This is a genomic window from Hydrogenophaga sp. (genome assembly GCF_965657535.1).
In the GTDB taxonomy this organism is placed as follows: Bacteria; Pseudomonadota; Gammaproteobacteria; order Burkholderiales; family Burkholderiaceae_C; genus Hydrogenophaga.
The window spans coordinates 248912-274005 of sequence record NZ_CBFHOP010000001.1; the positions used below are offsets into that span (position 1 = coordinate 248912).

The window sequence follows — 25094 nt, forward strand, 5'->3', positions numbered from 1 at the left end:
GCTCAAGCCCCCCGGGTCCGTTTGGCCACCTGGCCGCTCAGGTACGTCCACACAAACGTGGCCGCCGCGTTCGTCGTCAGCTCGGCGTGGTCGTAGGCCGGGGCCACCTCCACGCAGTCCATGCCCACCCAGTTCAGGTCGGCCAGGCCTTCCAGAAACGTCAGCACCTGCGAACTGGTGAGCCCACCCGGCTCGGGTGTGCCGGTGCCCGGCGCAAAGGCCGGGTCCAGGCAGTCGATGTCCAGCGTCAAATAACAAGGCCGCTGCCCCATGCGCTGGCGAATCGCGTCCAGCACTGGCTGCAGGCCCGCACCGTCCAGCCCGCGCAGCGCCCGCGCCGTAAAAATCTGCCCGCCCTGGTCGGCCACATACTCGCGCGCCGCCCGCTCACCGCTGGAGCGAATGCCCACCTGCACCGTGTGCGCCGGGCTGATCAGGCCTTCCTGAATCGCCTCATAGGTCCAGGTGCCGTGACCCGACGGCTCGCCAAAATGGTCGCTCCAGGTGTCGCAATGCGCGTCAAAGTGCAGACAGGCCAGCGGCTCGCCGCCGCCGTATTGCGCCTGGGCCGCCCGCAGCAGCGACAGGGTGATGGAATGGTCGCCGCCCAGAAACACGCAATGGTGCTGCGCCATCAGCGCGGCGGCCTGCGCCTCCATGTGGCGGCGCACCTCGGGCAAAGGCGAGGCGTTGGGCAAGCGCATGTCCAGCGCGTCACCCAGGTGCGCCAGCGGCGACACATCAAACACCGGGTGAATGCCGTCACACAGCATCAGGCTCGCCGCCCGTATGGCCTGCGGGCCAAAGCGCGCGCCTGGCCGGTTCGTCACCACACCGTCAAACGGCACCCCCGCCACGGCAAACGGCTGCGTGGTCAGCGGCTCGGCGCCCAGAAAGCGGTTGGTGTTGTTGGCGTATGCAAATTGCCCCATGGCCATGGCGCGGTCCTTCAAAACAGAAGAGGCGAGCGCTCAACGTCGCCCGATTGGACCCACACCATACCGCTGTATCAAACCACCGGTAAGGCCAATTTCACGGGGTGGCTGGCGTCCACCGGGTGCCGGTGGCATGGCCGCACGGGCTCACAAAGCCCGCTGCCGCCAGGCCAGCCCTGCCCCCAGCCACAGCGCCACCGCTGAAAACAACAGCCCCCGGGCCAGGCCGCCTGGGCCGTCGGCAATGAAGCCCACCACGGTGGGGCCGACGATTTGGCCAGCGGCGAAAACGATGGTGAACGCGCTGATGCCGGCCGCCCATTGCGCGGGCGGCAGGTTGTGGCGCACCAGCGCCGTGGTGCTGGCCACCACCGACAAAAACACCCCGCCAAACAGCAGGCCCGACGCGATGACCAGCGGCCACGCGGTGGTGAGGGCGGGCACGATGGCGGCCACACCGAGCAAGGCGTTGAGCCGGGCCAGGGCCTGGCCGTTTTTGTGGCGGTCGAGCAGGCCGGCCCAGATCCGGGACGATGCGATGACGGCCGCACCCAGCAGCGCGTAATACAGCGTGATGTCGCCGGGTGAGTGGCCCTGTTCGCGCAGCAGGGCGATCACAAAGGTCATGTAGCCGATGTAACCCACGCCAAAGCCGGCGTAGCCGGCCAGGGCAAAGGCAAAGTCGCGCGAGCGAAACACCCGGCCAGCCAGCGCTGCGGCCGCGTGGCCCGTCGCTGCGGGGGCGGCCGACGCCACCCCGGCTTCACCGCGGGCCAGCACACGCGCCGGCCAGGCCAGCAGCACGGTGGCCAGCGCACACAGCAGCGCCAGGCCCCACCAGGCCCAGGCCCAGCCGTGGGGCTGGCTGGCGGCGCGTTCCAGCACCCAGGGCACGCCCAATGCCGACAACACAATGCCCACGCCGGTCCCACCGTAATACAGCCCGAGCAAAAAACCACTGCGGTGCGGCTGGCGTGCCCCCAGGCGCGCGGCCAGCAGACCACCGGCAATGAACACCAGCGCGCTGGCCACCCCGGCCAGCAAGCGCTGCGCCAGCAGCGGGCCGGCGGTGGTGAAAAAGCCGCTGAGCACCATGAACACCGTGGCCAGCGCCGAACCCCACAGCAGCAAGGCGGTGGGCGCGCTGCGCCGCAGGAGCCAGGGCGTGGCCAGGGCGCCGAGCAAATAGCCCACGGCGTTGAACGTGTTCATGGCCCCGGCCAGTGTGTAGCTCCAGCCCAGGTCTTCGCGCATGGTGGGCAGCAGCAAGCCGTAGGCAAAGCGGGTGATGCCCAGCGACACGGCGGCGCCGAGCGACAGCGACAGCGCCAACCGCACGTAGGGGGTTGGGTCGGCGGCTGGGGCCGGATTCAGGTGGCGGGGCTGGATGGGGCGTGGCATGGCCCGGCCATTGTGGGCCAGTCCACCACCACGCCGGGTTGCCGGGCGCGACTGTTCGGCTCGTTCGGCTCTGCCACCGCACCACACTGGCCGGGGCGCAGTGGCCAGGAAAGGTTCAGGGTGTTCCAGTCCACCACGGCAGGCCGCTCGCTGCGCGACGGCTGGACAGGCGGCATGGGCATTTCGGACTCTTGCCAGAACACGCGCACATGGCGCTCCACCAGGCGGCTGAGGGTGGACAGCAACAACGTGCCGCGTTCACCCGCCATGAAACCATGGGTGTGCAGCACCTGCAGCAGGTCGTACACCAGCGGGTCGTGCCCCAGGGGGCGGCGCTCCAGCTGGCCAAGGGCCACCAGCACCAGCGCGTTGTTGCCGGCTTGTTGAGGCGGCACCTCGGCACACACGTCGATCATCAGTGCGTTGACCGCATCAAAAAATGCGGCATGCCCGCCGCGGCCCTGGTCGTCGGGCAAGCGCTGCAGCAGCAACACCAAGGTGTGCAGCAGCCTTGACACGCCATACGGTTCGTCAAAAGAATGGTTCTGGGCGGGTTGAGGCATGGCGCGATGGGCATATGTAATACAAATAGTATAAAAAGTATGCCTGATCAACCACCGATCGCCATTGATCAGCGTCAATGAAACTTTTTGTATTAATTTCCAATCCTGGACGCGGCAGCGGCCAGAACGCCCCGGCCTCAATCGCTCAGTCTTGCCCCAAGCCCACCGGTGCGGGTGCCCGCATGACGATGCGCGTAAACAGGCGGTCAAACTGAGGGTTGCGGGGAACCCGACTGTTGAGCGGGTCTTGGTTGGTGGCAAAAGCGGCGTTCAGCGCATGCCAGTCGGCGTCGGTCAGGTGCTTTTCGGCTTCGGGCAACACCACGGTTTCTTCCAGCCGCATGTGCTGCAAATAGAAGTCCACATACGTGGTCACCTCGTCTTCAAACGCCTTGCGCCGGGTGTCGCCCAGGTACTCCCAGGCCATCAGCAGGTGCATGAGCTCACGCACGCGCAACTCGCCCGCGCTGTGGTCCCGCTCCAGCTGATCTATGGCGCTCATGGCGTGCGGCGCCGCGCGGGCCACGCGAGGAAACAGCAGGTCCGACTCTTTGGGGTGGTGCAGTTTTTCGGGGAACTCGTCTATGTAGAACAACATGGCCCGCAGCACGTCAAAAAACAGCTCGTGCTGGTCTTTGCCATCGGGGCTGGGCCCACGTTTCACCATCTGCATGAGCGACTGCAACATGGCCGCCAGCGTGGCATGTTCATCGCGTATGACGCGCAGGGCTTCGTGGTTCATGGCGTTGTCTCCGGTGGGTTTATTTTGCTGACATTGTCGCCACCCAAGCATCCCGCAAGTCGGGTTTTTTGGTGTTGATGCAGGTCAAGCACTGGGCACACGGCCTCAACCAACCGGCGAGTGCAACCTGGCTTCTGGCGCCGTTACAGGCGGCTTCCAGCGCTTGAGCAACAGGGCGTTGCTCACCACGCTCACCGAACTCAGCGCCATGGCGGCACCCGCCAGCACCGGGCTCAGGTAGCCCAGCGCGGCCAGCGGAATGCCGGCCGCGTTGTAGGCAAAAGCCCAAAACAGGTTTTGCCGGATCTTGGACACAGTGCGCCGCGAAATGTCCAGCGCGGCGGCCACCAGCATCGGGTCGCCCCGCATCAGCGTGATGCCGGCGGCGTGCATCGCCACGTCCGAACTGCCACCCTGGCTGTGGCTCATGGCCAGGCCCACGTCGGCGGCCGCCAGCGCAGGCGCGTCGTTCACACCGTCACCCACCATGGCCACGGTGTGGTGGCTTGTTGCTTGGCCTGCTTCAGCGCCTTCTCCAAGCCTCAGTTGCTTGATCACCGCCGCCTTGTCGCCCGGCAGCACCTCGGCAATCACCTCGCCCTGGTCGGCCCGCAAGCCCAGTTTTTTGGCCATGGCCAGGGCAGCGCCCCGGTTGTCGCCCGACACCATGAACAAGCGCATGCCCTGCGCGCGCAGCCCAGCCAGCGCGGCGGCAGCGCCGGGCTTGGCTTCGTCGGCAAAGGCCAGCAGCGCCAGCGGTGCCCAGGTGCCTGCCTCGTTTTGCGCCGCCAGCACCGACACCGTGGCGCCTTCGTTTTGCAACGCCTGCGCACACTCGGCCAGCGGGCCCATCGGCGCGGCCAGTTCGTCCATCCAGCGCAGGCTGCCCAGGGCCAGCCGCGCGCCCTGCACGGTGCCCCAGCCACCGCGCCCGGCCACAGCTTGCACGTCTTGCGCGGCGTCGGGCGCCACGGCCAGGCCGCGGGCGGTGGCAGCGTCCAGCACGGCGCGCGCCAGCGGGTGGGCGCTCTGCGCCTGCAGTGCGCTGGCCGCCTGCAACACCGCCAGTTCGTCCACGCCAGTGGCAGCTTCAATCGCCTGCAACCGGGGGTGGCCTACGGTCAGGGTGCCGGTCTTGTCAAACGCCACCGTGTCCACGCGGTGCGCAATTTCCAGCGCCTGTGCGTCCTTGATCAAAATGCCATGCTGTGCCGCCACGCCGGTGCCCGCCATGATGGCGGTGGGCGTGGCCAGGCCCAGCGCGCAGGGGCAGGCAATCACCAGCACGGCCACGGCGTGCAACAGCGCTTCTTCCACCGGCGATCCCAAGTAAAGCCAGCCGCCCAGTGTGATCAGCGCGATCACCAACACCACCGGCACAAACACCGCCGCCACCTGGTCCACCATGCGTTGCACCGGCGCCTTGGCAGCCTGGGCGTCTTGCACCAGCGCAATGATCTGGGCCAGCACGCTTTGTGCACCAACCGCGCGCACCTGCACCTCCACAGAGCCTTCGCCATTGAGCGCGCCACCGGTCACAAAATCACCCGGCTGTTTGGCCACCGGCATGGCCTCGCCGGTCAGCATCGACTCATCGGCCTGCGTGTGCCCCAGCAGCACCTCGCCGTCGGCCGCGAAGCGCTCACCCGGCAGCACGCGGATGATGTCGCCCGGCAGCAGCTCGTCCACCGGCACGTCGGTGAGCTCCATACGGCGCACACCGTCGGGCAACAAATGCGCGCGCTCAGGCCGCAGCGCGTGCAGTGCACGGATGGCGCTGGTGGTCTGGCGCTTGGCGCGGGCTTCGAGCCATTTGCCCAGCAGCACCAGCGTGATCACCACCGCAGAGGCTTCGTAATACAGGTGCACCATCTCGCCCGGTTCGGCGCGCCACCACAGCCAGGTGGACAGCGCCCAACCCGCCGTGGTGCCAATGGCCACCAGCAGCTCCATGTTGCCGGTGAGGGCCTTCAGCGCGTGCCAGCCGGCTTTGTAAAACCGCGCACCCAGCACAAACTGCACCGGCGTGGCCAGCACAAACTGCATCCAGGCGGGCAGCATCCAGTGTTTGCCAAACAGGTCGCCCACCATTGGCAACACCAGGGGTGCAGAAAGCAGCAGGCCCAGCAGCACCGGAAAAAAGTCCACCGGCACCCCCGCCCAGCGCGCGGGGGTGGCGTCGTCCATGGCGTCGGTGGTGCGCGGCTCGTAGCCAGCGTCGCGCACCGCGCGCTTCAGGCGTGCCAGGGTTTCGGCACCGTGGGCACCGGCCAGCGTGATGCGGGCCGACTCGGTGGCCAAATTCACCGTGGCTTCGCTCACACCCGCCTGCTTCTTCAGCGTTTTTTCCACCCGCGCCACACACGAGGCACAGGTCATGCCGCCAATGCCCAGGTCGATCTGGATCGTAGCAGCGGGGTCGGTCTGGCCGGTCGTTTCGGCCACTTGATTCAAACGTGTCATGTGCGCAGCATAAGCTTTACCCCCGTGGGAAGGTCAAGCGACAAGGTGTATCGTTCTTTCTTTGCGCGGCTTGACCTTGACATCGTGTCAAGCCCGAGCATGGGCACATCGTCAACGTATATCCAAAGGAACCCACCATGAACCAAATTTTTTCCGTGCAAGGCATGACTTGCGGCCATTGTGAAAAAGCGGTCATTACCGCCATCAAACTGCTCGACCCACAGGCCGAAGTCCGCATTGACCGCAGCCAGAACCGGGTCGAGGTGAACACCGAACAGCTCCGCGAAACGGTGGCCGAAGCCATTCGCGAAGAAGGCTACACGGTCGCTGCATGAAAGTCTGCAGCCAAGTCAGCGAAGCCGATCCGGCGCTCGACGCGGTCAGCGCGTGGCCAGTCAACATTGGCACGGCGGCCCGGCTCAGCGGCATTTCGCCCAAGATGCTGCGCCACTACGAATCGCTCGGCCTGCTGGGCGCAGTCAACCGCACCGAAAGCAACTACCGCCAGTACAGCCTGGCCGACGTGCACACGCTGCGCTTCATCCGCCGTTCGCGCGACATGGGCTTTGGCTTGGACGCCATCGCCGAGCTGGTGAGCCTGTGGCACAACCGCCGGCGCAGCAGCGCCAGCGTGAAGCGCATTGCCCAAAAGCACCGCGATGAACTGAGCCAGCGCATTGAAGCCCTGCAGGCCATGCAGCGCAGCCTGGACGGTCTGCTGCACCTGTGCCCCGGCGACGGACGCCCGGGTTGCCCCATCCTGGACGACCTGGGCCATCCTTGATCTGGCGCAAAGGCGCGCAGGGCCGGCTCGCAGAAACGGAACAAATCTTTACAGAAGCGACTCAATAGGTCACCGAGCCGATACACGGGGCTCGCACACTGAAGCCATTCCAGAAGCACACACCTGATGCGGTTTCCGGAACGTCTCTCAACCAACGACCCAGGAGTGAACACCATGAAACTGATTTCCAAAAAAGGCTTGATCGCCGCTGCACTCGCCACCGCCTTTGTGGGCATTTCGGCCACCGCCATTGCACAAGGCATGGGTGGCATGCAGCACGGCACACACGCACAGCACATGGCCCAAGCCACCAGCGAAGCGGGCACGCCTGGCATGAGCCAACGCCATGCCCAGCGCATGGAACGGATGCAGCAAAACCATGCCGAACGCCAAGCCAAGCTGAAGGCCGAGTTGAAGATCACCACCGAACAGGAACCTGCGTGGAACGCCTTTGTAGCCCGCACCGCGCATGAGCCCCGCGCCATGCAGGCCGGTGCGCGAGAAGACTGGTCCAAGCTCACCACGCCCGAGCGCCTGGACAAGATGCAAGCCCTGAAAGCCGAACGCGACGCAAAGATGGCCAAGCGCATCGATGCCACCAAAAGCTTTTACGCTGCACTCACACCCGAGCAGCAAAAGGTGTTTGACACCCAGTCCCACGGCGGCATGCAGCGCGCCGGCATGAAGGGTGAACACCGCATGGGTGGCAAGGGTGGCCAACACGGCATGCACGGTGACCACAAAGGCATGGGTGGCATGGGCTGTGAAGCCGGCATGCCCAAACAAAGCTGAGGCCCCGGGACGCCAGTGCCCGTTCAACGCCTTCAAACAGCCCCGCTTACCCGGGGCTGTTTGACTTGGTGAAGGCTTGCACAGCAGCCTGCCAACAAGCGGCCCGGCCATGGGGTTTGAGCGCATCAACAGGGGTGCTAGCGCCGCTTGGCCCATGGGGTGCGCGCGACCGTCATGGCATGTTGCGATGCATCAAGGCAGCCGTCAGCTTTCGGGTCTAGATTGGGGTTTGTGTACGGGCACGCAGTGGCCCGACCGTTCATTTCTGCCCGAGGAGACCCCAGAACCATGCTGTCCGCCTATATCACCCACGCCGACTGCGCGCGCCACGACATGGGCCCGCACCACCCCGAATGCCCCGACCGCCTGGGCGCAATCAACGACCACCTGCTGGTCAAGGGCCTGCTCGACTACATGATCCCTTACGACGCACCGCTGGCCACCGAAGAGCAACTGGCGCGCGCACATGCGTCGCTCTACGTGAGTGAAATCTTCAACGCATCGCCCACCGAGGGCCTGCACGCGGTCGACCCCGACACCAACATGTGTCCCCACACCCTCACCGCCGCCCTGCGCGCTGCCGGGGCCGCCGTGCAAGCCACCGACCTGGTGCTGGCCGGCGACGCACCCACCGCCTTTTGCTGCGTGCGCCCACCCGGCCACCACGCCGAACGCTCGGCCGCCATGGGTTTCTGTTTTTTCAACAACGTGGCCGTGGGCATACGCCACGCGCTCAACGCACACGGCGTGCAGCGCGTGGCCCTGATCGACTTTGACGTGCACCACGGCAACGGCAGCGAAGACATCTTTCGTGGCGACGAGCGCGTGCTCATGTGCTCCATATTTGAAAAAGGCCTCTACCCGTTCAACGGTGAAACCGCCACCGGCGACAACATGGTCAACGTCGGTCTGCCCAGCCGCTCGGGCAGCGACGCTTTTCGCGAAGCTGTGACCGCGCACTGGATACCCGCGCTCGACGCATTTGCCCCGGAATTGATCTACATATCGGCTGGCTTTGACGCGCACCGCGAAGACGACATGGGCAACCTGGGCCTGGTGGAAGCCGATTACGCCTGGGTCACCCAAGAACTCATGAAAATCGCCCACAAACACAGCCAAGGGCGCATCATTTCTTGTCTGGAAGGTGGCTACGTGCTCAGCCCGCTGGCGCGCAGTGTGGCAGCCCATGTGCGTGTGCTGATCGGTGCAGACTGACCTGCCCAATCGCCACACTTCACGGGACGTGCTTGCCTTGTAGCTGCCGGTTGCGTGGATTTGGGTCGAGGTTTTTCCACCACCCATCCATGCAACTTCGCATTCTTTTTTGCAGCAACCTGAGTCCCCCATGGACAAACACTACCTCACCCCCGTCTTCGAGCCTGAAACCATAGCGGTCTTTGTTGGCCATGCCGACAACGCCGAGCTGCAGACACCCCAGGCGCAAGCCCTGGTGGCCGCCATAACCCGACAACGCTTCAGCGGCACGCTGGTGTTTCTGGACATCCACACCACCGGCACCCTGGCCGACCTGGCGCAGACCCGGGCCGACCTGGCCATCATCGTGCTGCCGCCAGCCGAGGCGGTTGAAGCATTGGAAGTGGCGGGGCGCATCAAGTGCCGCGCCGCCCTGGTGATCGGCAGCGGCATACCAGCCGACCTGGCGCTGGACATGCACCGCGTGGCGCGCCGCCACGGCATGCACCTGCTGGGCCCCAACAGCATGGGCTTTCAACGCCCCGGCAGTGGCCTCAACGCCAGTGTGGCGGGGGCGCTGACCACACCCGGCCCCCTGGCCCTCGTTTCCCAGTCAGGGGCGCTTACCGCCTCCATACTCGACTGGGCCAGCCTCAACGCCGTGGGCTTCTCCACCGTCGTCTCCCTCGGCCCCAACACCTCGGTGGACATTGCCCAGGTGCTCGACTACCTGGCGACTGATGCACAAACCCACAGCATCGTGGTCTACATGGAAGGCATTTCCAACGCCCGGCGCTTCATGAGCGCGCTGCGTGCAGCCGCCAACGCCAAGCCGGTGGTGGTGCTCAAGGCCGGGCGCAAAAAAGCCGGCAACCTGGCTGCACAAACCCACAGCGGCACCATTGTGGGCAGCGACGACGTGTTCGACGCCGCCCTGCGCCGCGCCGGTGCGGTGCGCGTGCGCTCGTTCGTTGAGCTGTTTTCAGCCGCCAAATGCCTGGCCTCGCGCTACCGCCCAGTGGGCAAGCGCCTGGCCATCGTCACCAACGGCGGCGGTCCCGGTGTGCTGGCGGCCGACTGGGTGAGCGAAATTCACCTGGAACTCGGTCGCCTGGCGCCCGACACCGTGAAAAGCCTGCAACCCCAGTTGCCCGCCCTGGCTTCGCTGTGCGACCTGATTGATCTGTCTGAAGAGGCCACACCGGCGCACTACCAGGCGGCCATTGACGCTGCCGGGCACGACCGCAGTATCGACGGCGTGTTGGTGGTGCACTCACCCAAGGCCGGCACCAACGCCGCCGACGTGGCGCGCGCCATGGCCAGCCTGAAAAGCCAGATGAGCAAGCCCCTGTTGTGCTGCTGGATGGGAGACGCCTCGGTGATCGAAGCCCGCGACGTGCTGGCGGCGGCGGCCATTCCCAGCTTTCGCACACCCGAGGCCGCCGTGGGCGCCTTTGGCAACATCGCCAGCTTTTACGAAAACCAGCAACTGCTGCAACAAACGCCGCCACCGCTGTCCACCCTGGCCAAGCCCGACATTGAAGGCGCGCGCCTGCTGATCGAGAACGTGCTCACCGAACGGCGCAAGGTGCTGACCGAAATGGAGTCCAAGGCGCTGCTCTCGGCCTTTCACATCCCGGTCACGCAAACCATTCTGGCGCGCAGCGCGAACGAAGCCATGATGATCGCCACCCAGCTGGGTTACCCGGTGGCACTCAAGATTGACTCGCCCGACATCAGCCACAAAAGCGATGTGAACGGCGTGGCACTCAACGTGATGAACGCCGTGGGCGTGCGCGATGTGTACAACACCATGATCCAGGCGGTGGTTAAAGCGATGCCCAGTGCCCGCATCAACGGCGTCACCATCCAGAAAATGGCGCGCAACAAACGCGGCCGCGAACTCTACATCGGCCTCGTCACCGACGACCCGTTCGGCCCGGTCATTGCCTTCGGCGCGGGTGGCACCATGATCGAGCTCATCAACGACCGCGCCATGGAGCTGCCACCGCTCAACCAGTTTCTGGCCCGCCGACTCATTGACCGCTCTCGCGTGGCCGAAACCCTGGGCGAATGGCGCGGCGCCAGTGCGGTGGACATGGACGCGCTGGAACACGTGCTGCTGCGCGTGTCCGAAATGGTGTGCGAACTGCCGCAGCTGCGCGAAATGGACATCAACCCGATCATCGTGGACGCCTCTGGCGCGGTGGCGGTGGACGCGCGCATCGTCATCGACAACGCACCCGCCACGGCCCGCAACTACGCGCACCTGGCCATCCTGCCCTACCCGGCCCGTTACGAGCAGGTGTGGCCGTTGCGCGGTGGTGGTGAGTACACCATCCGCCCCATCCACCCCGACGACGCCCAGATGCTGCAAGACCTGGTGCAACACCTGTCGCCTGAAAGCCGGTATTTCCGCTTTGTGTCCTCGCTCAAAGAACTGCCACCGTCCATGCTGTCGCGGCTGACGCTGATCGACTACGACCGCGAAATGGCCCTGGTGGCCATCCACCGCACACGCCAGGCCGGCGCCAACGGCGAGCCGTTGGAAACCGAGCGCATCGTAGGCGTGTCGCGCTACATCACCAACCCGGACAAATCCAGTTGCGAGTTCTCGCTGGTGGTGGCCGACGATTTCAACGGCAAAGGCCTGGGTTCCCGGCTCATGCTCAGCATCATGGAAGAAGCGCGCGACAAGGGTTTGACCGACATCGAAGGCCTCGTGCTCGCTAACAACCCCAGCATGCTCAAACTCATGAAAAGCCTTGGCTTCGCCGTGAAAACTTTCGCCGAAGACCCCGACTTCAAACTCGTCACCCACGCCCTGTAAGCCAGCAGCTCACATTCCCCGCTCCAAACCGCCTAGACAGGCGGTTTTTTTTCGTCTTCGGGTTCCCGCTTCTTATCTCTCTATAGCTTTAATACAAATTAGTAGCAGTAGTAGAGGGGACTATTTGGTGTGGACAAGCTGGTTTTCTTCAAGTTTGACAAGGACTTAAGCCCTGCAAAAGCCTGTGCACACGGCCCTGTTGCTTGGCGACACAAAAGGGGACAACTGGCACCGCCGCCGTTCTTCTGTGGATAACCCGATGGTTATTAAAAAGTTACCCACAGGGTTGTGGTGAAAAGTCGGGTCAAAGCCTGCTTGACCCGGTAAAAACCTTGGGTCCGGCGGCTTTTCCCCCATTTGACCGCTCGGGTTTGATGCGTTTTTGGCACCAGTGCTTTTTTGAGCCACTTGAAGTGGCTCAAACGCCCAAGCTTTTCGTTCAGCGCTGCCAGGTTTTAACGAGCACGACGTGGCTCACCGGTTGAGGCAGCCCGTGCAGGGTTCTGCGGACCACACTTGAAGCGCCAGGAGCGTCTGAGCGGTCTGCTGCCCCAACACCCCCTTGTTAGCGACTTTCAGGCCTCACAAGCAGCTCTGTGGTCGTACCTGGGCTGTTTTGACCTAGGAACACGTCCGAAAAACCGAACTGGATTACCGCAGGGTGGGTGGCTGGTGCACGGCCCGCACGGAAAAAGATCGACTTTTCCACACCAGGCGATGGCCGGTACGCTGAAACGGCCGAGAAACAGGGTTTTCGGTTCCCGCTTCTTATCTCTCTATAGCTTTAATACAAATTAGTAGCAGTAGTAGAGGGGGCGGTTTGGTGTGGACAAGCTGGTTTTCTTCAAGTCTGACAAGGACTTAAGCCCTGCAAAAGCCTGTGCACACGGCCCTGTTGCTTGGCGACACAAAAGGGGACAATTGCCGCCGCCGCCGTTCTTCTGTGGATAACCCGATGGTTATTAAAAAGTTACCCACAGGGTTGTGGTGAAACAAGGGATGTCACCTGGCTGGCCCGGTGGCCATGCGCACGGCCTACCTTTCAGTGCACCCACGCCAGTTGGACAAAACCGGCGGCGAGACCCAGCCCGTGCAGCAGCACCGCTGCCACGCTGAGCACCAGTGCTGGCTTCAGCCGCTCGGGCTGGTGCACGTGCTGTGCCAGCCAGCCCGCTGCTGCCAGGGAAAAAGGCAAAGACACCAGCCCCCACAGCGCCTGGCTTGGCGGCACCAACAACCAAACCCCGGCCACCAGCCACAGGTGTGCGCCCAGCACCAGCACCGCGTACAGCGCGCCGGCCTTCACAGGACCGAGCCACACCACCAAGGTGCGCTTGCCCACCCGCGCGTCGGCTTCAGCGTCTGGAAAGCCATTGATCAGCAGCAGCGCCGCCACCAGCATCGCAAAACCCAGCGCCACCCAGGCGGGTATGGGGAAAAAGTGGCGGCGCTGCACATAGTCGGCACCCACCACCACCAGAAACCACACCAGTGCCACCGTCAACTCGCCAAGCCCACGCGACATCAACCTCAGCGGTGGCGCCGAGTAGGCCCATGCCAGCACCAAGCCCGCCACACCCAGCAGCAGCACGCCGGCGCCGGCCTTGACCGCCAACAACAGACCGGCCGGGACCAAAAACACCAGCAGCGCGGTCGCCAGTTCGGCGGTTTGCCGCTCCGTTACCACTCCGGTCTGTATCAGCCTCGAACCGCCGGTGAACGGAAAAATGCCTTGCTGGTTGGCCGCGTCAGCGCCATTGCGTGCATCGTGCAGGTCGTTCAGCACATTGCCCGCTGCGTGCGCCAGCACCGCCAAAGCGGTGGCGCTCAGCGCCAACGGCAGGTCGAGCCCACAGCCACATGCCGCTGCAGTGGCCGTGCCCAGCACACAGGCGACCACCGTGAGCATCAAAAACGCTGGTCGTGTCATGCGCAGCCACACCCGTACCTGCTGCGCGCCTGGTGGTGGCTGCAGGTTGTGGGGCCGATGCTCTGCAGGGGTTTTGGGGATCGGTTTCATAGCCATTCAGTATGTGGCGACATCGCCCGCGGTACCTTGTCCAATCGCAAGCCAAACCACCCGCTGTCGTCTGGTTGATGGCCTGAACTCGCCCTGGGCGCAAACACTTGGCTACATGCGTTCTATGGCCGCAGGGAACCCGGCTGTTAAGATGCCAGCGCCTGGCGGCGGTCCTGAACGGTGATTCGAGTCCGTTGCTTTTCCTCTGGAATCCCCGGTTTTTGAGTCTGTTGCCCCACCCATGTCCGTTGCCCTCGCTGCCAACGCGCCTGCCACCTTCGAGATCAAGAGTGCCAACCTGCCTCTGGTGGCCTTGTTGCTCAAATCTGCCGACCTGGCCCGCCTGAGCACCGAATTTGCCCAGCGGTTTGGTGACATGCCCGACTTCTTTGACCACGATGCGCTGGTCATTGACCTCTTTCCGCTGCAAGTGGCCGAACCCGACGCCAGCTTGGACTTTGCAGCGCTGTTGCACCTGCTGCGCCAATACCGGCTGACCCCGCTGGCCGTGCGCGGCGGCAACGAAGCGCAAATGGCCCAGGCCCTCGCTGCTGGCCTCACCCCGGCGCCTGACGCTGCTGTGCAGCGCGCCGCACCTCCACCAGGCGCGAGCGCTGCTCCAGTCGCCGAACCCGCCACCATACCCCCGCCAGCCGCTGGTGCCCTCGTCATCGACAAGCCCCTGCGTTCGGGCCAGCAGGTGTATGCCCGCGGGCGCGACCTGGTGGTGATGGCCATGGTCAACCCCGGTGCGGAAGTCATTGCCGACGGGCACATCCATGTCTACGCCCCCCTGCGGGGCAAGGCCATCGCAGGCGCTCGCGGCAACGCCGATGCGCGCATATTTGCCCTGAGCATGGCGCCCGAACTGATCTCCATTGCTGGCATCTACCGCACCAGCGAAGTGGCCCTGCCCAACACCGTGCTGGGCAAAGCTGCCCAGGTGCGTCTGGTGCCGGGCCCCGACGGTGACAAGCTCGTGATCGACCCTTTATCGGTGTAACGCCCCAGGCCACCCGCCCGTTGTACCCTGCTCCCTTCTGCTTTTGAAAGAACCCGCACCATGACCAAAATCGTTGTCGTTACCTCCGGCAAAGGCGGGGTGGGCAAAACCACCACCAGCGCCAGTTTCGCCACCGGCCTCGCGCTGCGCGGGCACAAGACCGCCGTCATCGACTTCGACGTCGGCCTGCGCAACCTCGACCTGATCATGGGCTGCGAACGCCGCGTGGTGTACGACCTGATCAACGTCATCCAGGGTGAAGCCAACCTGAACCAGGCGCTCATCAAAGACAAACAGTGCGATAACCTCTTTGTGCTGGCCGCCAGCCAAACGCGCGACAAAGACGCCCTGAGCCAGGAGGGCGTGCACAAGGTGCTGACCGACCTGTCGGCCATGGGGTTTGAGTACATCGTGTGCGACTCGCCCGCCGGCATTGAAACCGGTGCGCTCATGGCCATGCACTACGCCGATGAAGCGCTCATCGTCACCAACCCCGAAGTCTCCAGCGTGCGCGATTCCGACCGCATTTTGGGCATGCTGGGCAGCAAGACGCAGCGCGCCATCGACGGAAAAGACCCCATCAAGGAACACCTGCTGATCACGCGCTACAACCCTACCCGTGTGGCCGATGGCCAGATGCTCTCGCTCGAAGACATCCAGGACATTTTGCGCATCAAGCTCATAGGCGTCATTCCCGAGAGCGAAAACGTGCTGACCGCATCCAACCAGGGCACGCCTGCCATTCACCTCAAAGGCACCGACGTGGCCGAAGCCTACAGCGACGTGATTGACCGGTTTCTCGGCGCTGAAAAGCCGCTGCGCTTTATCGAAGCCGAAAAGGCGGGCTTTTTCAAGCGCGTATTCGGGAGGAAATAAGGCATGTCGTTCCTGTCCTTCCTGCTCGGCGAGAAAAAGAAAACCGCCAGCGTCGCCAAAGAGCGGCTGCAGATCATCCTGGCGCACGAGCGCAGCGGTCGCAACGCCGCCGAGCCTGACTATTTGCCCGCGCTCCAGCGCGAGCTGGTGGCCGTGATCAGCAAATACATCAAAATCAATCCAGACGACATCAAGGTCATGCTGGAGCGCCAGGACAATCTGGAAGTGCTCGAAGTCAAGATCGAGCTGCCTGACCGCAAATAAGTGCATCGCGGGGCGCGGGGTGCGCGCAGGCCGGAGCCACAACGGGCCCTGCGTGCATGGCAGACCGCACGGTGTGAACCTGGTGTGCGGATCTTCTTTAGCCAAAGCAAAAAGGCTTCAAAACCAAAGTTTTGAAGCCTTTTTTTGCTGAACTCAACGCAAGGTTGAATCTGCTGGGGTGCCACGGCATCGCTGCCGTTGGCTGGGGTTGCAGGGCTTAGTAGCCGCCGCGACCGCCGCCGTAGCCGCCACCGCCGGAGCGATCGCCGCCATAGCCGCCGCCGCCGGAACGGTCACCACCGTAGCCACCGGTGCGAGGAGGACGTGCCTCCATTGGACGGGCCTCGTTCACGGTGATGCTGCGGCCGCCGAGCGACTGGCCATTCATGCCGTTGATAGCAGCTTGTGCTTCAGCGTCATTGCCCATTTCGACGAAACCGAAGCCTTTGGAGCGGCCGGTGTCGCGCTCCATCATGACTTTGGCGCTGTTGACAGAGCCGAATTCGCTGAACGACTGTTGCAGGTCTTCGTCGCGGACGGTGTACGGCAGGTTGCCGACATAAAGTTTATTGCCCATGGGGACTCCTCAGAAATACATAAAACAAAGCGATGGGGTCCCGAAAGCACAACAAACCAAAAAAGTACCGCCGTAGCGCGCGAAACTGACCGATCACCTAACTTGCACGGGCAGTCAAACCGCCCGAACGTGTGGATTATGCGCCTTTAAACGCGGCCTGATGAAAATCTTGCGCCATACCGTTGCTGGCCTGATGAAAAGAGACGCACACCGATGCGCAAGAACGCCAGTCCAGGCGCGTTTTCTATCGGGTTATTCGGTGGCACACGTCTAGCCGCGCACATGTCTGGCCGGCCGTCTATCATCCGGCCATGCTGATCGAAACGCTGGGCGCAGCCCGAGACATGGGGCGGCTCAACCAAATTTTGGGTGTGCTGATTCGCCACGGTTTTGGCGACAGCGTGCGCCGCCTGGGCCTGGCCGATCGGCTGGAAAGCGCCGGCCACGCCCTGAAATGGGAGCATGCCGCCGACCTCGCCCGGCTCGAACCGCCGGTGCAGGTGCGCTTGGCCATTGAAGAACTCGGTCCGACCTTTGTGAAGCTCGGCCAGATCCTGGCTGGCCGTGCCGACCTGTTTGGTCCTGAATTCATTGCCGAATTTGAGAAGCTTCACAGCCATGTGCCCGCTGTGCCGCTGGACACCTTGCGCCCCCAGCTGCGCGAAGACCTGGGCGGCGAACCCGAAGACGTGTTTGCCCGCTTTGATCCTGAGCCCCTGGCCGCTGCTTCCATTGCACAGGTGCACCGCGCCCAACTCAAAGACGGTACCGAAGTGGTCGTCAAAATCCGCCGCCCCGGCATCACCGACACCATTGAAGCCGACCTGCGCTTGGTGGGCCGTATTGCAGCCGTGGTCGAAGCCGAGATGCCCAACCTCAAGCCCTACCGGCCGCAGCAACTGGTGCGCGAACTGGCCCGCTCCCTCAAGCGCGAGCTGGACCTGGCCAGCGAATGCCGCAACGCCGAACGCATTGCCGCCAATCTCGCCCCCCTGCCCTGGATCGTGGTACCCAAAGTCCATTGGCAACACACCACCGAGCGCGTCAACGTGCAAGACTTTGTAGGCGGCGTGGCCGGCAACGACCTGGATGGGCTTGATGTCAATGGTTTCGACCGCAACCTGCTGGCCCAGCGTGGCAGTCAGGCGGTGCTGAAAATGATCGTGCAGGACGGTTTTTTTCACGCCGATCCACACCCTGGCAATGTGTTCTATCTCGAAGGCAACCGCATCGCTTTTATCGACTTCGGCATGGTGGGCCGCCTTTCGCAGCGCCGCCGCGAAGAGCTGCTCAGCTTGCTGCTCGGTCTGGTCGAGCGCAACGCCCAGACCGTGGCAGACGTGCTGCTGGACTGGACCGGTGATGAACACGGTGTCAACCTGGCCATGCTCGAAACCGAAATCGAAGCCTTTGTGGACCAGTACCACGGCACCCCCTTGGCCCAGCTCAACCTGGGCCAGATGCTGGCCGACGTGACCACCATCTTGCGCGAACACCACCTCGGTCTGCCGTCTGACATGGCGTTGCTGATCAAAGCCTTTATCACCCTCGAAGGCATGGGTCGTGGGCTCGATCCCGAATTTCACATGACCACCGAAGCCCTTCCGCTGCTGCGCCAAGTGGTGCGCGCCCGCTACCAGCCCAAGGTGGTGGCGAACCGCGCCTGGCAAACCCTTCGCCGCACCCTGGCCGTGGCCGAGCAACTGCCACACGATGTCTCGCGTCTGCTGCGCAACGCCCGGCGCGGCCGGGTGCACGTGAGTATTGAATTGGCCCACCTCAAACGCGTGGGCGACCAGATCGATCGCGCTGCCAACCGCCTGACCATGGCGCTCGTCATCGCCGCTCTCATCATCGGTTCATCCATCGTCATGACCGTCCAGGGCGGCCCCACCCTCTTTGGCCTGCCCGCCTTCGGCTTCATCGGTTTCGCCAGCGCTTTCGTGGGCGGCCTGTGGCTGGTGCGCGCCATCTGGCGCAGCAGCAAGGGGCGCGACGTGGGGGAGGGGGACTGATGTGTGGTGAGATGGGATGGCTTTTGACGTGTTTTACAAATATTGGGGAAAGAAGCAATCGGCTTGCAGGATAGGGACTACATGTACGAGCCGGTCCGGCGCGATCCACCATTTACGCCTCCCACATCAACCGCTCCATCTGCCCTGACCATCGTTTTGATCCTTGCGTTGAGCGGGTTTGTCTTTTTCAAGGGTTACGAATGGCTGCTTGAGCGCAAAGCCATACCGCAGCCCATTCAACAAGTTGGCCCTCCGCCGTTGGATATTCGGCCCCCTGTGGTGGCTGATACATCTTTCGTGCAGGGCCCTGCACGTCAGTGGGTGAAGTGCATCATCAATGGCCAGAAGCTGTATTCAGATACCAACTGCCCTGGCAGCACCCACGTGGCGCGCTCCACCGCCCTTGAGGAGCCTCGGCAATCCGCAAAGCTATCGGTCGGGACGACCACGCTTTTTCACTGCAAAGCCTATAACGGAGGCACTTTTTGGCTCGTTCGCATTGCAACCAGCACAAAGCGTTGGTTGATCGCATGGTCAATGTGCCTGGCAGCCTACCGTTTGATCAGCAAGTAGCAATGGCAGAAGGCAACCGCCGCGATGCGGCTTCCTCTGCGCCGGATCAGCGCCCATTGGCCACTCGGGTAGTGGTACCAGCCAACAAGCACGCGTGCAAAGAGTTGGAGGAGAGGATCAGGCATCTGGATTCAACCGCACGGCAACCACAATCAGCCGGTTTCCAAGACCGGCTTCGTGAGCTACGCAAGCAGGCGCGAGACCAGCAATTTGCCCTGCGCTGCTGATCTGTGCACGGCAAAACACGCTGGGTGCATTCACGGCCGCCTCCTGTTTTCCTCAATTTGTCTCAATTTGGTGTGACAGATGAGGCAGGTCTGTTCGAGAGCCCCAAAGCTCGGTCGCTTCTGTCGTGTGCACATTTTTCATCCCCGTGCTACATTAACTGGTTCGCCTTGGGCGATCAGCCGCGCGCACGTTGTACACAACTTGAGCGCACCACCCCAGGCAGAGGGGTTGCTGGTCCAGTCCCACCTTGGTGAGCCACGCCAGCCCCGCACCCGTCTTGGGTCGGCGCCGTGGCAAATGTTTTCCCTCCTGTTGCCGATGCCCCTGCCGTGGCTCGTGCGCCGGATCTGGCCTGGTGTCACCCAACACTGCGCTGGTTCCGGGTGATTCAGTTGGGCACCCCGGCGCTTGGGGCTGCCACTTTGTTTTTCGGGCGATTTCAGGTTTTGCGGCTGTTGCTGCGGGCCTCTGCCCACTGATGTTTTTGATGATTCATACGACCACTATTACGACAACGAAGAGTCTTCCTCCTCTCACTTTGGGCAAGTACCGCATTGCGGCTTGCCCACGTCCGTTGCCTTGCGGACGCTTTGCCGCACAGGTGTCTATCGCCAGTGGACGCGGCAGCGCCTCCACTGCCCGAGTGATGCGCTTTGTTGATGATTTCTTGACCCACGATGCTGCGGCAAAATACGCTGTTGAACAAGGCATTGACTGGGTGAATGACACGCTGCGCACCCACGCGCGCCCGATCCTTGCGGCGCAGGTGCCGTCACCCCAAATCTGTATTTGAAAAGGAGCCACACATGGCCAAAGAAGATCTGATCGACATGATGGGTATCGTCAACGAGGTGTTGCCCGACACGCGTTTTCGCGTGACGCTGGACAACGGACACCAGCTGATTGCGTATTCGGCAGGCAAGATGCGCAAGAACCACATCCGCATCCTGGCCGGTGACCGCGTGTCGCTGGAGCTGTCGCCTTACGACCTGAGCAAGGGTCGTATCAATTTCCGCCACATCGAAGGCCGTGGCCCGATGGTGCCGCGCAAGCCTCGCTGATCCGGCCTTGAAACGACCTTGGCAGCGCCTGCGTAAGCGCTGCTAAGGCTGGTGCCTCCGGTCAGTGACCTGACTTGAAGCGCTCTCGGCGCGCCCGCACGGCGGCCGCCAGCCCTTCGAGCACCGGCACGGTTTGCTCGAAGCTGATGCAAGCGTCTGTGACGCTGACGCCCGGTTGCAGCGTTTCGCCGGGCACGATCTCTTGCCGTCCCTCGTTCAGATGGCTCTCGATCATCAGGCCGGTGATGCGCGCATCGCCCGCGGCAATTTGCTGCGCCACGTCGGCGGCCACGTCTATTTGTTTGCGGTGCTGCTTGCTGCTGTTGGCGTGCGACACGTCCACCATCACCTGTTCGCGCAGGCCCGCAGCTTTGAGCAGTTGGCAAGCTGCGTCCACGTCGGCCGCGCTGTAGTTGGGCGCTTTGCCGCCGCGCAAAATCACGTGGCAGTCCTGGTTGCCACGGGTTTCAAAAATGGCCGCCTGGCCCATCTTGGTCATTCCCATGAAGGCGTGTGCGGCCTGGGCGGCCTGTATGGCGTCGGTGGCCACTTTCACGCCGCCGTCGGTGCCGTTCTTGAAGCCTACAGGGCAGCTCAGGCCGCTGGCGAGCTGGCGGTGGCTCTGGCTTTCGGTGGTGCGTGCGCCGATGGCGCCCCAGCTCACCAGGTCGCTGATGAATTGCGGGCTCAACAAGTCCAGAAATTCGGTACCCACCGGTAGACCCACCGCCAGCACGTCCAGCAGCAGTTGGCGAGCCAGCTCCAGGCCTTCGTTGATGGCGAAGGTGCCGTCGAGGTGCGGGTCGTTGATGTAGCCCTTCCAGCCCACGGTGGTGCGGGGTTTTTCAAAATACACCCGCATGACCACCAGCAGGTCGCCGGCCAGTGCGTCGGCCTGTGCTTTGAGGCGCCGCGCGTAGTCCATGGCCTGCGCGTGGTCGTGAATCGAACAAGGTCCCACCACCACGATCAAGCGGTCGTCTTGCCCGTGCAGCACGCGCGAAAACGCACTGCGGCTGCGCTCCACCAGCGCCAGCGCTTCGGGCGGTGTGGGCAGCCATTCCTGCAGCAGCGCGGGCGTGATGAGTGGGCGCACCGCGCCAATGCGCAGGTCGTCAATACGGGTGGTGTCCTGGGTAGACAGCGGGGTGGAGGTGCGTTGGGCGTGGGTCATAACCCGCTATTGTCGCGTGCCCCGGGGCGGGCTGCTGACGCGGGCTCGCGCAAGGCGGGTGTGGAGGCGCGGTGGATCAGGGGCGGCGAAATGCGGTGGGCTGGCTGGCCCAGTAGCGGTTGTCCAGGCGGTCCATGCGCACCGTGCCGCCGGTGGACGGCGCGTGCACAAAGCGGCCGTCGCCCACGTAGATGCCGGCGTGGAACGGCCGGCCGGCACCAAAAATCACCAGGTCGCCAGTGCGCCGCTCGCGCGCATTCACGGGTTGGCCAAAGCCTGCCAACTGGGCCACCGTGCGCGGTGGCGCCACACCGGCGCGGCTTTTGTACACGTAGCCGATCAGGCCGCTGCAATCAAAACCACTTTCTGGCGTGTTGCCGCCATAGCGGTAAGGCGTGCCCACCAGCCCCAGCGCATGGATGGTGATGTCGCTCGACGGCTCGTTGCCCAGTGAGCGGTGTGCCGGCCCGGGCGCAGGCGGTGTGCTGCTGCAGCCCGCCACCAGCAGGGTTAAAAAAAGGGCAAGGCTTGTGATGAACCGGCGCATAGGTGTCGAGGGTAACGGATCGCTGCGCCCTTTTCTACCCAGGCGGTTTTCAGCGTAGCAGGGCCGTGGGTGAGGCCGATAAGCGCGCCAAAAACTTGGGCAGTGCCGCACGGGTGCAGGCTTGTAGCGCGCAGAGGAAGCTGTGGTCCGGCTCAGCCACGGCGTGGCGCGTGCGCAGGTCGTACTGAATGCGCCCCAGCAGTTCGGCCGCCATTTCTGCGTCGGCCAGCGCCCGGTGGGCCTTTCCGGTGCGGTGCAAGTGGAAAAAATCCACCAGGTTGCCCAGCTTGTGGCTGGGTGCCTCGGGGTAGAGCCGCCGCGAAAGCAGCACCGTGCAGGCGAAGGGCTGTGGCGCTGGCACACCAGCGCGCGCGAGTTCGGCCACCCAGTAGCGGCGGTCAAACGAGGCGTTGTGCGCCACCATGGGTACATTGCCCACGAAGCGAGCGGCCTCGGCCATCACGGCTGAAGCCGGTGGTGCGGCCTGCACCATGGCGTTGGTGATGCCGGTGAGCTGGGTGATGAACGCCGGAATGTGCACGCCCGCGTTCATCAGGCTCTGAAAGCGGTCTACCACCTGGCCGTTTTCGGTCATCACAATCGCCACCTCGGTAGCGCGGTCGCCCTGGCCAGGCGAGATGCCGGTGGTTTCGAAGTCGATGACGGCGATGCGGGACATGCGGGGCGTGTTCAGGCTGTTTACAGGCGTTTATGCTTTTTTCAAAAATTCTGATTTCAGCAGCATGCTACCCAGCTCGGTCTTGCAGTCCACGTTGTGGCCATCGTTGCCGTCCACCAGGCGAATGCCCTTGATCTTGCTGCCCTTCTTGAGCACGCTGGACGAGCCCTTGACCTTCAAGTCTTTGATCAGGATCACTGCGTCACCGTCGGCTAGGGGGTTGCCGTGGGCGTCTTTCACGGCCGTGCTGCCCGCGTCTTCAGCGGTTGCACCAGCCTCCGCCTTGGGCCATTCGTGGGTGCAGTCGGGGCAGACGAAGTTGTCGCCGTCGGCGTAGGTGTTTTCAAGGCCGCATTGCGGGCAGGCGGGGGCTGTGTGGGGCATGGGCAGTAGGAGCCAAAGGTAAATAAGCTACCGATGGTAGTGGACCGGCCCCACAGCGGTCCTGCGGCCATTCGGATGGCGCTGCTCAGCGCACCTCGGTTACAAACTGCTCGCGTGGGCGGCGCACCTTTTTCAGGTTCACCAGCCAGTCGCCCGCTTCGGCCCGGTAGCCCAGCGGCACAATCGCCACGCTGCGCAGGCCACGCTCGCGCAGCTTCAATATGCCGTCCAGTTTCGAGGGGTCAAAACCTTCCATCGGCGTGCTGTCCACGGCTTCAAAGGCCGCCGCAATCAGCGCTGCGCCCAGGCCAATGTAGGCCTGGCGGGCCGCGTGCTGAAAGTTCACTTCCGCGTCGCGCTGCGGGTAGCTGTTCAGCAGCATCTGGCGGTAGTTTTCCCAGCCCTCGTTGGTGCCACCACGCTGCTCGTTCGTCAGGTCAAACATGTGGTTGATGCGCTCGACCGTGTAGTTGTCCCATGCGGCAAACACCAGCAGGTGCGAGCCGTCGGTGATCTGGGCCTGGTTCCAGGCGATGGGTTTGATCTGTTCGCGCACAGCCGGGTTGGTCACCACGATGATTTCAAAAGGCTGCAGCCCGCTCGACGTGGGTGCCAGGCGTGCGGCCTCCAGGATCCGGTCCACCTTGTCTTGCGGCACCACCTTGGTAGCGTCGAGCTTCTTGGCGGCGTAGCGCCATTGCAGCTTGTCCAGCAAGACAGGGGCATGGGTGGGTTGCGACAGATCGCTCATGGTGTATTCCGTTGAAATGGTGCCCGCACCGTGCAGGCAAGACCGTCATCATCGCCGAACGCGGCGCAGTCCGCTGGTGGCCTAGCCAATAGAGCCTGGCCCGCCCGCCATGGCTTCAGCGCGTTGCGCCGGTTTCGGTTAAGCGCACCATGGCAATCGCATCAAAAGGGCACCTCACCGCACAATGGGCGCAGCCCGTGCAGCCCGGTTCGTCGTGCACCAGCGCTCGCTTTCTCCACTGTTGCACACCCAGCGAGATCACATGCGGCGGGCACACCGCCACACACCAGCCGCAGCCCGTGCATCGCGTCGTGTCAATGGCCGGCAGGGCCTTGCGTTCTGTCCCCATGGCCGTATTGTGTAGGCCATGCAACCAGACACCACCACCCTGCGCCAAATCCTTGAGCGGGATCGCACCATCGCCGTGGTGGGCCTGTCGGCTGATCCGTACCGACCCAGCCATGGCGTGGCCCGCTACATGCAGCAGCACGGCTACCGCATCGTGCCGGTCAACCCCCGCTACCCCGCCCTATTGGGCGAGACCGCTTACGCACGCCTGGAAGACATACCCTTCCCCGTGGACATGGTCAACGTGTTCCGCCGCGAAGAAGACATACCCGACATCGCCCGCAGCGCAGTCGCCATCGGTGCCAAAAGCTTTTGGCAACAGCTCGGCCTCAAGAGCCAGGAAGCCGAGCGCATTGCCTCCGCAGCCGGGCTTCAAACGGTCTGGGACTGCTGCCTGAAAGTGGCCCACGCCCAGCTTCTGGGCCGCTGAGCGCCACCCGGTGTGGGCGAAAAAAAACCGGCCCTCAGGCCGGTTTCATGGTGGCGCCAAACGCGCTCAGTAGCCGCCGCGCCCGCCGCGGTTGCCACCGCCAAAGCCACCGGCACTGGCCTCTTTCGGGCGCGAAATGTTCACCACAATCGAGCGACCACCCACCGACAGGCCGTTCAGGCCCTCAATCGCCGCATCAGCCTGCTCGCTGGTGCCCATTTCCACAAAGCCGAATCCCTTGGAACGGCCCGTGTCGCGGTCCATCATGACCTTGGCCGAAGACACGTCGCCGTACTCGGAAAAATTGTGGCGCAGTGCCTTGTCGTCGGCGTCATAGGGCAAATTGCCCACGTAAAGCTTGGTGCTCATGGAAGAGCCTTTCAGAGAGATGGCGCCTGGACCAGGCAAAGCCCGGCGGCGCAAGAGAAAGCGGCGCCCAGGGGACACCGCAAGAACAAGT

Annotated in this window: 27 protein-coding genes; 13 read left to right on the top strand and 14 right to left on the bottom strand. The window is 63.7% G+C overall.

The annotated features are described in order from the left end of the window. Positions 1–2: 2 nt before the first annotated feature. The 5 genes from speB to ACTG4K_RS01320 form a co-directional block, all read right to left on the bottom strand. Complete coding sequence (gene speB, locus ACTG4K_RS01300; protein WP_439112387.1) at positions 3–938, bottom strand: agmatinase; 936 nt, start codon at positions 936–938, stop codon at positions 3–5. A 144-nt stretch (positions 939–1082) separates the two neighbouring features. Beyond that, positions 1083–2336, bottom strand: coding sequence for a YbfB/YjiJ family MFS transporter (locus ACTG4K_RS01305; protein ID WP_439112388.1), 1254 nt, complete (start codon positions 2334–2336; stop codon positions 1083–1085). After that, positions 2306–2899, bottom strand: a complete 594-nt coding sequence (locus tag ACTG4K_RS01310) for a hypothetical protein (protein WP_439112389.1) — start codon at positions 2897–2899, stop codon at positions 2306–2308. The genes ACTG4K_RS01305 and ACTG4K_RS01310 overlap by 31 nt, the downstream gene beginning before the upstream one ends. Before the next feature lie 145 nt (positions 2900–3044). Further along, positions 3045–3641 (bottom strand): hemerythrin domain-containing protein, encoded by a 597-nt coding sequence (locus ACTG4K_RS01315; protein WP_439112390.1) that lies wholly within the window; start codon positions 3639–3641, stop codon positions 3045–3047. Between the two features lie 105 nt (positions 3642–3746). Next, complete coding sequence (locus tag ACTG4K_RS01320; protein ID WP_439112650.1) at positions 3747–6020, bottom strand: heavy metal translocating P-type ATPase; 2274 nt, start codon at positions 6018–6020, stop codon at positions 3747–3749. A gap of 221 nt (positions 6021–6241) precedes the next feature. Here ACTG4K_RS01320 and ACTG4K_RS01325 point away from each other — a divergent pair, with 221 nt between their 5' ends. The 5 genes from ACTG4K_RS01325 to ACTG4K_RS01345 all read left to right on the top strand — a co-directional run bounded on the left by ACTG4K_RS01325 (position 6242) and on the right by ACTG4K_RS01345 (position 11704). Continuing rightward, the gene (locus ACTG4K_RS01325) at positions 6242–6439 is read left to right on the top strand and encodes a heavy-metal-associated domain-containing protein (protein ID WP_439112391.1); all 198 of its coding nucleotides are present in this window, start codon (positions 6242–6244) and stop codon (positions 6437–6439) included. Next, a complete protein-coding gene (gene cueR / locus ACTG4K_RS01330) occupies positions 6436–6888 on the top strand; it encodes a Cu(I)-responsive transcriptional regulator (RefSeq protein ID WP_439112392.1) in 453 nt (150 codons plus the stop codon). Before ACTG4K_RS01325 ends, cueR begins: the two co-directional genes overlap by 4 nt. 174 nt (positions 6889–7062) lie before the next feature. After that, complete coding sequence (locus ACTG4K_RS01335) at positions 7063–7680, top strand: Spy/CpxP family protein refolding chaperone (RefSeq protein WP_439112393.1); 618 nt, start codon at positions 7063–7065, stop codon at positions 7678–7680. Positions 7681–7968: 288 nt separating this feature from the next. Further along, complete coding sequence (locus ACTG4K_RS01340; RefSeq protein ID WP_439112394.1) at positions 7969–8895, top strand: histone deacetylase family protein; 927 nt, start codon at positions 7969–7971, stop codon at positions 8893–8895. A gap of 130 nt (positions 8896–9025) precedes the next feature. Continuing rightward, positions 9026–11704 carry a bifunctional acetate--CoA ligase family protein/GNAT family N-acetyltransferase gene (locus ACTG4K_RS01345; protein ID WP_439112395.1) on the top strand — a complete coding sequence of 893 codons (2679 nt, stop codon included), beginning with the start codon at positions 9026–9028 and terminating at the stop codon, positions 11702–11704. Positions 11705–12746: 1042 nt separating this feature from the next. Here the strand turns inward: ACTG4K_RS01345 and ACTG4K_RS01350 are convergent. Then, positions 12747–13724, bottom strand: coding sequence for a prenyltransferase (locus ACTG4K_RS01350; protein WP_439112396.1), 978 nt, complete (start codon positions 13722–13724; stop codon positions 12747–12749). Positions 13725–13965: 241 nt separating this feature from the next. On the opposite strand from ACTG4K_RS01350, the gene minC reads away from it, so the two are divergent. Genes minC through minE form a run of 3 tightly spaced genes read left to right on the top strand, consistent with a single transcriptional unit; the run spans position 13966 to position 15867 of the window. Continuing rightward, positions 13966–14727, top strand: a complete 762-nt coding sequence (gene minC, locus ACTG4K_RS01355; RefSeq protein WP_439112397.1) for a septum site-determining protein MinC — start codon at positions 13966–13968, stop codon at positions 14725–14727. A gap of 60 nt (positions 14728–14787) precedes the next feature. Continuing rightward, a complete protein-coding gene (gene minD, locus ACTG4K_RS01360) occupies positions 14788–15603 on the top strand; it encodes a septum site-determining protein MinD (RefSeq protein WP_439112398.1) in 816 nt (271 codons plus the stop codon). Positions 15604–15606: 3 nt separating this feature from the next. Next, positions 15607–15867: a cell division topological specificity factor MinE gene (gene minE / locus ACTG4K_RS01365; RefSeq protein ID WP_439112399.1), complete on the top strand. Its 261-nt coding sequence runs from the start codon at positions 15607–15609 to the stop codon at positions 15865–15867. A gap of 217 nt (positions 15868–16084) precedes the next feature. On the opposite strand, the gene ACTG4K_RS01370 is transcribed toward minE, so the two are convergent. After that, on the bottom strand, positions 16085–16444 hold the full coding sequence (locus tag ACTG4K_RS01370; protein WP_439112400.1) for an RNA recognition motif domain-containing protein: 360 nt from the start codon (positions 16442–16444) through the stop codon (positions 16085–16087). A gap of 311 nt (positions 16445–16755) precedes the next feature. Here ACTG4K_RS01370 and ACTG4K_RS01375 point away from each other — a divergent pair, with 311 nt between their 5' ends. The 4 genes from ACTG4K_RS01375 to infA all read left to right on the top strand — a co-directional run bounded on the left by ACTG4K_RS01375 (position 16756) and on the right by infA (position 20321). Further along, positions 16756–18459 carry an ABC1 kinase family protein gene (locus ACTG4K_RS01375; protein ID WP_439112401.1) on the top strand — a complete coding sequence of 568 codons (1704 nt, stop codon included), beginning with the start codon at positions 16756–16758 and terminating at the stop codon, positions 18457–18459. Positions 18460–18540: 81 nt separating this feature from the next. Continuing rightward, on the top strand, positions 18541–19032 hold the full coding sequence (locus tag ACTG4K_RS01380; protein WP_439112402.1) for a hypothetical protein: 492 nt from the start codon (positions 18541–18543) through the stop codon (positions 19030–19032). Positions 19033–19747: 715 nt separating this feature from the next. Next, positions 19748–20053: a hypothetical protein gene (locus ACTG4K_RS01385; RefSeq protein ID WP_439112403.1), complete on the top strand. Its 306-nt coding sequence runs from the start codon at positions 19748–19750 to the stop codon at positions 20051–20053. 13 nt (positions 20054–20066) lie between these two features. Beyond that, positions 20067–20321, top strand: a complete 255-nt coding sequence (gene infA / locus ACTG4K_RS01390) for a translation initiation factor IF-1 (protein ID WP_304826126.1) — start codon at positions 20067–20069, stop codon at positions 20319–20321. Positions 20322–20382: 61 nt separating this feature from the next. Here infA and ACTG4K_RS01395 read toward each other — a convergent pair whose 3' ends face one another. From ACTG4K_RS01395 to ACTG4K_RS01420, 6 genes are all read right to left on the bottom strand, one after another. Beyond that, positions 20383–21495 (bottom strand): 3-deoxy-7-phosphoheptulonate synthase, encoded by a 1113-nt coding sequence (locus ACTG4K_RS01395; protein ID WP_439112404.1) that lies wholly within the window; start codon positions 21493–21495, stop codon positions 20383–20385. A gap of 76 nt (positions 21496–21571) precedes the next feature. Continuing rightward, positions 21572–22042, bottom strand: a complete 471-nt coding sequence (locus ACTG4K_RS01400; protein WP_439112405.1) for an NlpC/P60 family protein — start codon at positions 22040–22042, stop codon at positions 21572–21574. Positions 22043–22091: 49 nt separating this feature from the next. Beyond that, positions 22092–22721, bottom strand: coding sequence for a 3'-5' exonuclease (locus ACTG4K_RS01405; protein WP_439112406.1), 630 nt, complete (start codon positions 22719–22721; stop codon positions 22092–22094). Positions 22722–22751: 30 nt separating this feature from the next. Further along, a complete protein-coding gene (locus tag ACTG4K_RS01410; protein WP_439112407.1) occupies positions 22752–23105 on the bottom strand; it encodes a zinc ribbon domain-containing protein YjdM in 354 nt (117 codons plus the stop codon). 85 nt (positions 23106–23190) lie between these two features. Next, positions 23191–23856: a nitroreductase family protein gene (locus ACTG4K_RS01415; RefSeq protein WP_439112408.1), complete on the bottom strand. Its 666-nt coding sequence runs from the start codon at positions 23854–23856 to the stop codon at positions 23191–23193. A gap of 115 nt (positions 23857–23971) precedes the next feature. After that, on the bottom strand, positions 23972–24205 hold the full coding sequence (locus tag ACTG4K_RS01420) for an ATP-binding protein (protein ID WP_439112409.1): 234 nt from the start codon (positions 24203–24205) through the stop codon (positions 23972–23974). A gap of 18 nt (positions 24206–24223) precedes the next feature. Between ACTG4K_RS01420 and ACTG4K_RS01425 the strand changes: the two genes are divergently transcribed. Continuing rightward, entirely contained in the window at positions 24224–24634 is a 411-nt protein-coding gene (locus tag ACTG4K_RS01425) for a CoA-binding protein (protein ID WP_439112410.1), read from the top strand. A gap of 66 nt (positions 24635–24700) precedes the next feature. Here the strand turns inward: ACTG4K_RS01425 and ACTG4K_RS01430 are convergent, their stop codons facing one another. After that, complete coding sequence (locus ACTG4K_RS01430; RefSeq protein ID WP_439112411.1) at positions 24701–25003, bottom strand: RNA recognition motif domain-containing protein; 303 nt, start codon at positions 25001–25003, stop codon at positions 24701–24703. Positions 25004–25094: the final 91 nt, after the last annotated feature.